Genomic DNA, 11,023 nt, shown 5'->3' on the forward strand with positions numbered 1-11,023 from the left:
TCCGTCGTCGGCAGCGTCAGATGTGTATAAGAGACAGCCCCCGCCCCGCGCCCCACCGTCGAGTCCGCAAAGATTGCACGGCTACAGCGCGTTTTGCGTGCAGTCTTTGTGTACTCGACGGTGGGGCTCAGCGGGAGGCGAGGCCGGCGGCGGACTCGAGGATGAGGAGCGCGGCGAGGCGGACGGTGCGCTGGTCGGGGGTGTCGGCGGTCGCGTCGACCTCGGCGATGTCGACGGAGCGCACGCTCGGGGACGCGGCGGCCAGGCGGGCCAGACGGCGCAGTTCCCAGGCGGCGAGGCCGCCCGGAACGGACGCCGGGCAGCCAGGCGCGACCGACCGGTCGCACACGTCGACGTCCAGGTCGACGTGGATGGGACCGCCCGCCGCGCCCGCGATCTCCAGCGCCTCCGCCATCACGTCATCCAGCGGCCTCATGTGCAGGGCGTCGCGCGGGATGACCGTGATGCCGTGGTCTGCCGCCCGGCGGCCGTAGGCGGCCGAGTTCGCGAAGTCGGCGATCCCGATCTGGACGATCCGCCTCCCGTCGAGCCCGGCCTCCAGCAGTTCACGGACCGGCGATCCGTTCGACGTACCGTTCCTCAGGTCGTGGTGCGCGTCGAGGGTGATCAGTCCGGCCGTCCCCAACGCATCCCCCGCTGCGCCGAGCGCCGCCGGCACGGTCAGGGAGTTGTCGCCGCCCACGGCCACGGTCAGCCGGGATGCGGAGACCGCGGCGGCCATCGCCGCACGCGCGCGTTCGCGGCCCTCCGGTCCGTCGGGCGATGCGACGTCGCCCGCATCCGCGAAGCGCAGGGCTTCCACCTCGAGTCCCGCGGCGTGCGCCGAGTACCGCCGCAGCGCATCCCGAACCGCTGCCGGGGTGGCGTGGGCGCCGGTCGGCGACAGCGACGTCTCATGCGTCGGGATGCCGATCAGCGTCAGATCGGCACCGTCCCGGCCCAGCGCAGGCCATCCTCCCGCCCGGGGCCACAGCGGATCGGCGGAGAGGACTTGTGCGCTCATACCCGCGACCCTAGCGAGCCGCGAAACCCCGGCGGGTGCGGCGGCACGACGAGCCGTCTGGGATCCCGGACCGGGTCAGATCTGCGTCCCACCGACCGGCTGCGTGAACACGGGGGGCTCCGGAGCGTCCGGCGAGCGGCGCGTCCCGTTCCCGGAGTCGCCGGACTCGCCGGAGTCGCCGGAGTCGCCGGACGGACGCTCCGGGCCCCGACCGCCGACACGCGGACCGCCACCGGAAGGCCCGGCACCTCCATCCGCCACCCGCCCGGCGCGGGCCGCCGCCTTCGCCGCCTTCCGCGCTGCACGGCGCTCGCGCCGGCCCTCCACGAGGTTGTACAGCGTCGGCAGCACGATGAGCGTCAGCACGGTCGAGGAGATGAGCCCGCCGATCACGACGATGGCGAGGGGCTGGGAGATGAAACCACCATGCCCGGTCACGCCGATCGCCATGGGCGTCAGCGCCGCAATGGTGGCCAGCGCCGTCATCAGGATGGGACGCACACGACGGGAGGCGCCGTGCGCCACCGCATCCGCGACGCTGAGCCCGCGCCTGCGGTACTGGTTCACGAGGTCGATGAGCACGATCGCGTTGGTCACCACGATGCCGACGAGCATCAGCAGTCCGATGAGGGATGCCACCCCCAGCGGGATGCCGGATGCGAGCTGCAGCAGGATCGCTCCGGTCGCCGCGAACGGCACCGAGACCAGCAGCAGCAGCGGCTGGCGCAGCGACCGGAACGTCGCCACCATGACGATGTAGACGATGAGGATGGCCGCCAGCAGTGCGAGGCCGAGCTGGCTGAACGCATCCGACTGGCTCGAGGAGACCCCACCGATCTTCGCGCTCGCACCGACGGGGAGCTTCGCCGCCTTGAGTCCGGCGGACACGTCCGCGTTCGCCGTGCTCAGGTTGTCGGTCGCCGGCGTCGCAGTCACACTCGCGGTGCGCAGGCCGCGCTGCGTGGTGACGGTCGACGGCCCGTCGACCTGCTTCACGGTCGCCAGCGTGTCGAGCGGGACGACGCCCGCAGCGGTCGGGATCGGCAGTTGCGCCAGGCCCGCCACCGTCGTCGGCGGGTTCGCCGTCTGCAGGTAGATCTTCAGCGTCGTGTTGTCGATCGCGACCGTGCCCTCCTGCGTCGGCTGCATCGCCTGGGACACGATGCCGCCGACGGCCACCTCGCTGAGCCCGGCGGCCGCCGCCTTCTCCCGGTCCACACTGACGGCGACGTACGGGAGGGAGGCGCTCAGGTTGTCGGCGACCTGCCTGAGGGACGCCTTGTTCTTCAGCTGCCCGACCACAGCATCCGTGGCCTTCTGCAGGTCCGCGCCGTTGCTCGCGGTGATGTCGACCTGGATGTTGCTGGAGGGGCCGAAGCCGCTGGAGGCGGACAGGGCGATCGTGCCCTGTCCCTTGATCGCCGCGAGCTCGTCCTGGATGGTGCTCTGCAGCTTCGCCTGGTCGGCGTCCGGGTCCGTCGTGATCGAGAAAGTGGTCCCACCGCTTCCGCCCGTGAACGCATCCCGCAGGGAGGAGCCGCTGGAGCCGATCGAGACCTGGACGGTCTTGACGCCCTTCGTGTCGCGCACCTTCTGCTCCACGACCCGCGCCGCATCGTCCTTGGCCTGCAGGCTCGCGCCTGGAGCGAGTGTCTGGGTGACGGTGAGCGAGTTCTGACCGCTCGATCCGAGGAAGTTGGTCTTCACCAAGGGGGAGACCAGGATGGTGAGTCCGAGCACGACCACCGCCGCGACGATGGTCACCCACGAGTGCTTCACGGTCCACCGGATGATCGGCAGGTAGCCCGCCTGGAGGCGCGAGGGATGCTCGAGCTCGTCAACGCCCGAGGCGGTGGCCTCCTCGATGGAGAGGTGCGCAGCCTCCACGCGCTCGGCGCTCTCGTTCGTGCGCGGCTTCGGCGCGCGCAGGAACCAGTAGGCGAGCACGGGCACGATCGTCAGGGCGACGAGCAGCGACGACAACAGCGCGATGGTCACGGTCAGCGCGAACGGTCGGAACAGCTCGCCCGTCGTATCTCCCACGAACGCGAGCGGGAGGAAGACGGCGACGGTGGTGATGGTGGATGCGGTGATCGCGCCGGCGACCTCCCGCACGGCACGCACGATGGTCACGCCGCGGTCGGCGCCCGGAACGAGCTGCCGTTTGATGTTCTCGATCACGACGATGGAGTCGTCCACCACGCGACCGATGGCGATCGTGAGGGCACCGAGCGTGATGATGTTGAGCGTGTACCCGGTCCCCCACATCACCACGAAGGTGATGAGGACGCTGGTCGGGATGGAGATGGCGGTCACGATCGTGGAGCGGATCGACAGCAGGAAGACCAGGATGACGACGACCGCCATCGCGAGACCCAGCATCCCCTCCTCGGTGAGCGAGTTGATCGACTGCGAGATGAACGGCGCCTGATCGAAGACCACGGTGACCGTGGCGTCACCGCCGAGCTTCTTCTCCAGATTCGGGATGAGGCCGTTGACGGCGTGCGAGACCTCGACGGTGTTCGCGGACGGGAGCTTGGTGACCGCGACGGTGAGGGCGGGCTTGCCGTCGACCCGGGACAGGGAGGTGATCGGGTCGTCCGTCTCGGCGACGGTCGCGACGTCACCGATCGTGTGGGGAGTGGGAGGGGTGGCGGCGGGCGCAGCCGCAGTCTGACCGCGACCGGCAGCGCCACCGTTCGCGGCGGTGCCACCTGTTCCTGCACCTGCAGCAGCACCGGCGCCCGCGCCCGCACCTGCACCTGCGCCCGCGCCCGCACCCGCAGAGCGGATGAGCGGAAGCGCGGCGATGTCCCCCACCGACGACAGCTGAGCCCCCGACTGGATGGATAGGGTGCTGCCGCTCTCGGTGATGTCGCCGCCGGGGATGAGCACGCCGTTCTGCTGGAGGGCGTCCTTGATGGCCGAGGACGACATCCCGGCCGCGGCGAGCTTCACGGGGTCCGGCGTGATCGTGATGCGACGACCGACCTCGCCGATCAGCTTGGCGTCGTTGACGCCCTTCAGATCCTTGATGTCGGGAAGGACGAGTTTCGTGATGTCATTCCCGAGCGCTCGCTGATCGCTGCCGCCGGTGACCGCGAGCTGGATGACCGGGAGGTCGTCGATGCTGCCCGAGAGGACCTGCGGCTGCACGCCGGCCGGGAGGGTCGAAGAGATGCGATTGATCGCCTGATCGATCTTCTGCTCGGCCGTGGCCAGGTCGGTCCCGTAGGTGAACTTCGCGGTGATGATCGACTGGTTGGTACTGCTGACCGCGCTGGTGCTGTCGAGGTTCGGGACACCCTGGATCACCGCCTCCACGGGGGTGCTGACGTCGTGGTTGACGACCTCCGGCGACGCTCCGGGATAGCTGGTGAGCACCACGAGCTGGGGGAAGGTGATCGACGGGATGAGCTCCTGTTTGAGGTTGCTCAGCGCCAGGCCTCCGAAGATCGCGGCGACGATCGTGATGAGCGCGATCAGCGCGCGGTTCTTCATGCTCAGGACGGCGAGGAGATGCACGGGTGTTCCCCCAGGAACTCAGGTTTCAGGGCACCACATCGACGGTGGCGCAACGGAAGTATGCCAGCCGACGATGAGCGCTGGCTTCATGCCGGGGTACGACATCGCGGCCGAGCCGCCGGATGAGGACCCGCGCACCGCATCCACTCAGACGACGCTCGGCAGCGACCCCGCATCGAAGTAGGGCGCGGGCTCGTTCGCGGCGACCGCCCAGGCTCCCGAGAGGGCGGTGAAGGCGCGCTCGTACTCCTCGGCCGAATACGTGATCGGGATGCGCACGAACCGCTCGAAGGCGCCGTCTATCCCGAACCGGGGCCCGGCAGCGATCAGCAGTCCGTGGCTGCGCGCGGCGAGCGCCAGGGCGGAGCTGACCGGCGCGCCGAGGCCCACCCACGCGGTGAGACCGCCGTGCGCGAGCGGCACGGACCACTCCGGGAACCGCTCGCCCACGAGCCGATGAACGGTCTCGCGACCCTGTCGCAGCTGCTCGCGGCGCTCCTCCTTGATCGCGTCGAGCTGCGGCACCAGGTGCGCGACGACGAGCTGCTCGAGCACAGGGGTGCCCAGATCCGTAGCCGGTTTGGCGGCGATCAGGCGCTGGATGTGCGAGCGCGCGGCGCGGATCCATCCGATCCTCAGCCCGCCCCAGAGCATCTTGCTCGCGGAGCCGATCAGGATGACGGGAGCCCCTGTTGACGTCGCATCGGCATAACGCGGCATCGGCAGGTACTCGCCCGGCCGGTCGATGTCGAGTTCCGCAGTGGTCTCGTCCGCGACGACGATGGCGCCGTGGGCGGCAGCGGCCGCGAGCACGCGCTCGCGCGTCTGCGGCGACATCGAGGCGCCCGTCGGATTGTGGAAGTCCGGGATGAGGTACGCGAGCGCCGGATTGGCGCGGCGGAACGTCTGCTCGATGGCCTCGGCATCCCATCCGTCCGGCTCGTCGCCGATCCGGTGCGGACCCTCTTCGGGCACTGTGACCGTCAGGGGCACGAGCCGGGCGCCCGCGAGACGGATCGCTTCGATGGCATGCACATACGTCGGAACCTCGATCGCGACGCGGTCGCCTCGGCTGAGGAACGTGCGCGCGATCAGGGCGATCGCCTGCTGCGCGCCGACCGTGACGAGGATCTGGTCAGGCGTGGTGGGCAGGCCGCGGAGCGTGTAGCGCGCGGCGATCGCCTCGCGCAGGTGCGGCAGGCCGACGGGATCGTAGCCTGGCTTGGAGAGGAAACGCGGAAGCTCGTCGGCCGCCGCTCGGGCGGCCGCCGCGAGGGGGGACGCCGCCGGGAGGGACGCCTTGGTGAAGTCGAGCATCCCCTCTCCCCCGGCCGTCGGGAGGGTGAGGGCCTTTCCGGGAAGTCGCGCGATGCTGCCGGAGCCGCGGACGCTGTCGATGAACCCACCCTCGCGCAGCTGACGGTAGGCGGAGGCCACCGTCGTCCTGCTGAGCTCGAGGCGTCCGGCCAGGTCGCGTTCGGCCGGGAGGCGTGTGCCGATCGGGATGCGGCCGTCGAGCACGAGCAGCCGGATGCGGTCGGCGAGCGCCTGGTAGCCCGCACCACCCGTCCGCCAGGTGCCGAGGAGCAGCTCCAGGGAGCGGGCGGTGAGTTGCGCATCCGTCATGCAGGCCACTTTAGGTGAATTGGCATCTTGCCGCCAGTCCAATCCAGCGATTGGATTGTGTCCATGACCGCCCGCCTCCTCACCCGCCGCCTCATCCAGCTGCTCGTCGGCCTGTTCCTCTACGGGATCGCGATCGCGCTGATGGTGCGAGCCGGCATCGGGCTGTCTCCGTGGGACGTCCTGGCCCAGGGACTGTCGTTCAAGGCCGGCATCGCGTTCGGGTGGGTCACCAACCTCGTCGGGCTCGTGGTGCTGGCGTTCTGGATCCCCCTGCGTCAGCGGCCCGGGCTCGGCACCATCCTGAACGTGCTGCTGATCGGCCCCAGCGCCCAGCTGGGTCTCGACCTGCTGCCGCAGCAGACCGAGCTGTGGGCGCAGGTGCTGTTCTTCGCGGCCGGGCTCGCCCTGCTCGCCGTCGCGACCGGCCTCTACATCGGTCCGCGGATGGGGCCAGGCCCGCGCGACGGCCTGATGACGGGTCTGCACGCCCGCACCGGCCGGCCGATCTGGATGGTGCGAACCGCCATCGAGGTGACCGCCCTGATCATCGGGTGGGTCCTGGGCGGGAATGTCGGCGTCGGGACGCTCGCGTTCGCGCTGCTGGTCGGGCCGCTGTGCAGCATCACCCTCCCGTTCTTCGCGATCCGCCTGCCGCAGGACGCTGCCACGTCTGCGGCGGCGCTGGAGCGCGAGCTCGAGGGAACGGCCGAGCAGTCGGCCGGCATCGAGGACGAGCGGGATGCCGTCCGTTTCGACGTGCGCGACGGCATCCTGCTCGAGTCCGACCGGGCCGCGCGGGCTCGCGACGCCCGCGCCGACTCCCCCTTCGTCCGCGCTCCGCAGCCCGACCGCGCCGCCCCCGCTCCCGACTCCGTCGCGTCAGCCCGTCCGTCCCGGCTCGTGGCCGCCCACTGGCTGGACGACCGCCTCGCACGCCGCCCGCGTCACCCCTGACCCGCGAACCCGCGCCCCACCATCGAGTACGCAGAGATTGCACGTTTTGGCGACCAAAAGTGCAAGTCTCCGTGTACTCGATGGTGGGGCTGTCGGCGAGCGTCAGGCGAGGTGCGTCGCGGCGTAGTGGCGGAGGGCGTCCCGGACGAAGGTGGCGCCGGCGGTTCCTCCGTAGTTGGCCGCGAAGCGGTCGTCGGCGACGTACATGTCGCCGAGTCCCGTGAGGTACGCGGCAGCGGGAGCGCCGGTGCCGTAGCCCGGGGTCCCCGGGATGCCGGCCAGCCATTCGGCGTGACGGCGCGCCAGCTCCTGGGCCTCCTCCGAGTCCGGTGAGACGCCGCTCGCCGCGGCAGCCTGCCAGTCGGCGGCCAGCCGCTCCTGGCGGGACTGCCACTCGGCACGCTCCTCCGGGCTCTTGCTGCGCCACCACCGGTCGGAGGCCGCGTAGGCCTCCTTCCCCCAGCGCTCCTCGACCTCGTCCTTGTACTGCGTGTGATCGAATCCGTCGAACATCTGCTCGGCCACGATCTCTTCTCCTTCCTCCACCGCGTGGATCGTCGATTCGACCGACGCGATCTGCCGCGCCAGCCGTTGCCGCTCCGCGCGGAGCCACTCGAGGTGGTCGCGCAGGGCGGGCACCGCATCCATCCGGTCGTCGAGCACCCGGCCGACGGCATCGAGGCCGAGACCGAGCTCCCTGAGCAGCAGGATGCGTTGCAGCCGCACGAGCGAGTCGCGGTCGTAGTACCGGTAGCCGTTGCCGCCGACGCGACTGGGCTTCAGCAGCCCGATCGCGTCGTAGTGGCGCAACGTGCGGCTGGTGGTACCGGCGATCCGTGCGATGTCCTGGATGGACCAGTCCATGTCCTCCTCCTCCCGTGCGGTGCATCACCCACGCTAGGAGTTGACGTTACGTCAAGGTCAAGCGGTCGCGCACGCACGATCGGAGATTCGTCACGAATGTGCACTCTGAGGCGCGAAAACGCGAAATTCGTGACGAGTGGGCAGGCAGGTCAGCGCTTCGCTCGCGCTGGGACCTTCTTCTGCGGGGCCGTCGCGGACGGCGCGGTGCCAGGCGCGGCGGCAGGCGCGGCGGGCTGACTCGCGCCCTGCTCCACCGGCTCCGGGATCGTCGCCGCGATCGACTCCACGCTCTCCGGCGGCTCGGCTCCGTTCAGCGGGACCTCGTGGATGTGGATGCGCGTGTGCGCGCGGGACGCCGGCACCAGCGGCCGGCGTGCGACGGGACGCACGGGCTCGCCGCGACGGTCCTGCCCGGGCAGCGGCCGCGACCGGCGCCCATAGATCAGGGACGACGAGTCCAGCAGCCACGGCACGAGAGCCACCGTCACGCCGTGGCACAGCATCAGCTGCCTGCTGATCCGACGGGCGCGGTGGTTGTGGAGGATCGCCTCCCACCAGTGTCCGACGATGTACTGCGGCAGGTACACCGTGACGACTTCGGAGCCGTGCTCCTCGCGCCGGTGCTTGAGGTATTTGACCAGCGGGATACCGAAGTCGCGGTACGGCGACTCGATGATCGTGAGGGGCACGTGGATGTTCTGCTCGATCCACTGCCGCTGCAGCTTCTGCGTCGCGTCCTCGTCGATGGAGACGTGCACGGCCTCGATGGAGTCGTGGCGCGCGGCGATCGCGTAGTCGAGCGCCTTCAGCGCCGGCTTCTGCATCTTGCCGATGAGGACGATCGCGTGGTCTCCGACGCTTCCGAAGGTGGTGACCGGGTCGACTTCGACCTCTTTCTCGACGTCGCGGTAGTACCGGTTCACCCCGAGCATCAGGAACCACAGGATCGGCATGAAGATGAACACCAGGTACGCGCCGTGCGTGAACTTGGTGATCGTCACCACGATGAGGACGACAGCGGTGAGGCATGCTCCGAACGCGTTGATGCAGAGCGAGCGGACGATGGCGCTGCGCTCCCGGCCGGTCTGGCCGCCGGTGCGCAGCAGCGCGATCCAGTGCCGCACCATGCCGGACTGCCCGAGCGTGAACGACACGAAGACGCCGATGATGTACAGCTGGATCAGCTGGGTCAGGTTCGCCTGGTAGACGACGAGCAGGACGGTGGCGGCCAGCGCCAGCACGATCATCCCGTTCGAGTAGACGAGGCGATCGCCACGCGTGTTGAGCGCCTTGGGCGCGTACGAGTCGCGGGCGAGCACCGACCCGAGCAGTGGGAACCCGTTGAACGCCGTGTTCGCCGCCAGCAGCAGGACGACGGCGGTCGCGGCCTGCACCAGGAAGAAGAAGATCGTGTTGTTGCCGAAGGTCGCCGCGGCGATCTGCGCGATCAGGCTGCGCTGGGGCTCGGTGGCGCACTGCGCCCATCCCTGCAGGTCGCACGGATTCTCGGCGTAGTGCACCCCGCTGATCAGCGCGGTCGCGGTGAGGCCTGCGAAGAGGGTGATCGCGATGCCGCCCATGAGGCCGAGCGTCACGCGCGCGTTGCGGATCTTGGGCGTGCGGAAGGCGGGAACGCCGTTGGCGACAGCCTCCACACCCGTCAGGGCCGAACATCCACTCGAGAAGGCGCGGAGCAGCAGGAGCACGACTGCTGCCTGCGTCAGCGATGTGGCGTGGACCTGATAGCCGGCCGACTCGGCGACCGGGGCGCTCCCGAACACGGTGCGAACGAGCGCGGTCACGACCATCAGCGCGATGCTGCCGATGAAGATGTAGGTCGGAAGGGCGAAGGCTTTGGACGACTCGCGCACGCCCCGGAGGTTGACCGCGGCGAGGACGATCACGCAGGCGATGGCGAGGCCGACGCGCCAGGGCGCGAGGAACGGCAGCGCGGAGATCACGTTGTCCACGCCCGACGCGACCGAGACGGCGACGGTCAGCACGTAATCCACGAGCAGGGCGGAGGCGACGACGAGCCCGGCCTTCTCACCCAGGTTCTTGTGCGCGACCTCGTAGTCGCCGCCACCCGACGGATACGCCTTGACCAGTTGCCGGTAGCTCAGCACGACCGTGATGAGGAGCACGACGACCGCGGCTGCGACCCAGGGGGCGAAGGTCAGGAAGGCCAGGCCGCCGAGCAGCAGGATCATCAGGAGTTCCTGCGGAGCGTAGGCGACGCTCGACAGGGCGTCCGACGCGAAAATGGGTAGGGCGAGGTGCTTCGGAAGCAGCTGTCCTTCGAGTTTTTCACTCGGAAGCGGGTCGCCGATCAACCAGCGCTTCGGGGATCGCCCCTCAGTTGTCACGAGGTGCGAGCATACTCGCTGGCAATGCACTGTCAAGTCGGCGCGTCGCGGCGACCGAGCGCGAGTCCTTTGCAAACACTGGGTCTACCCCGCCGCGGACCGCCCCGCCGCGGATTCGCGCGGCGGAGCGACCGGCAACGGTGTCACTGGGAGCTGGATGAGCATCTCCTGATTCTTTCCTCAACCCGAGGCCAACCGTGGATGCGCTAGCGACGTCCCAGCGCCTCCACGACCACCCGCCGCACGCGATCCAGTTCGCCCTTGAGAAGGGGGACCACGTCGGCTGGGAGTGCGCCGCGAGCCGCCTGGTGGCGAAGGTCGGTCCGGAGCTGCTGCCGGAACTCGGTGAGGACGGCATCCGCCTCACGAGCCGCAGCGTTGCCGGCGGCCCGCGCATCCCGGCCGGCGTCGCGCGACTCCTGGCGCGGGTCGACTCGGTCGGCGTTGCGCTTGGCCTCGCGCGCAGCGGACGCCAGTTCGGCGCGGAGGGAGCGCATCGCGTCGTTGACGCCGGCCCGGACCTCGTCGGCGAGGCGACGCACCGAGTCGGTGACCTCGTCCTCGATCGCGTCCAGCTCGGGACGGCGGGCCTCCAGCTCCGCCCGCCCGGCATCCGTGATGGCGTACACGGTCTTGCGGCCCTCCGTCGCCTTGGTGACGAGGC

Annotated in this window: 7 protein-coding genes; 1 reads left to right on the forward strand and 6 read right to left on the reverse strand. The window is 70.0% G+C overall.

Annotation, left to right across the window (positions count from 1 at the left end; translation table 11 throughout):
• Positions 1–127: 127 nt before the first annotated feature.
• The 3 genes from ACPYOG_RS16870 to yczR form a co-directional block, all read right to left on the reverse strand.
• Positions 128–1,024, reverse strand: coding sequence for an arginase family protein (locus tag ACPYOG_RS16870; RefSeq protein WP_481295322.1), 897 nt, complete (start codon positions 1,022–1,024; stop codon positions 128–130).
• Positions 1,025–1,099: 75 nt separating this feature from the next.
• Positions 1,100–4,549, reverse strand: a complete 3,450-nt coding sequence (locus ACPYOG_RS16875; RefSeq protein WP_481295323.1) for an efflux RND transporter permease subunit — start codon at positions 4,547–4,549, stop codon at positions 1,100–1,102.
• Positions 4,550–4,696: 147 nt separating this feature from the next.
• Positions 4,697–6,175, reverse strand: a complete 1,479-nt coding sequence (gene yczR, locus ACPYOG_RS16880; RefSeq protein ID WP_481295324.1) for a MocR-like transcription factor YczR — start codon at positions 6,173–6,175, stop codon at positions 4,697–4,699.
• A gap of 63 nt (positions 6,176–6,238) precedes the next feature.
• Between yczR and yczE the strand changes: the two genes are divergently transcribed.
• Entirely contained in the window at positions 6,239–7,129 is an 891-nt protein-coding gene (gene yczE / locus ACPYOG_RS16885) for a membrane protein YczE (protein ID WP_481295325.1), read from the forward strand.
• A gap of 102 nt (positions 7,130–7,231) precedes the next feature.
• Here the strand turns inward: yczE and ACPYOG_RS16890 are convergent, their stop codons facing one another.
• The 3 genes from ACPYOG_RS16890 to ACPYOG_RS16900 form a co-directional block, all read right to left on the reverse strand.
• Positions 7,232–7,993: a MerR family transcriptional regulator gene (locus tag ACPYOG_RS16890; RefSeq protein ID WP_481295326.1), complete on the reverse strand. Its 762-nt coding sequence runs from the start codon at positions 7,991–7,993 to the stop codon at positions 7,232–7,234.
• A gap of 149 nt (positions 7,994–8,142) precedes the next feature.
• Positions 8,143–10,326, reverse strand: a complete 2,184-nt coding sequence (locus ACPYOG_RS16895) for an APC family permease (protein WP_481295328.1) — start codon at positions 10,324–10,326, stop codon at positions 8,143–8,145.
• Between the two features lie 239 nt (positions 10,327–10,565).
• Positions 10,566–11,023 (reverse strand): PadR family transcriptional regulator (locus tag ACPYOG_RS16900; RefSeq protein ID WP_481295327.1); only part of this gene is annotated, 458 nt, incomplete at its 5' end.

The organism is Leifsonia sp. HAY1-4F, from assembly GCF_056755275.1.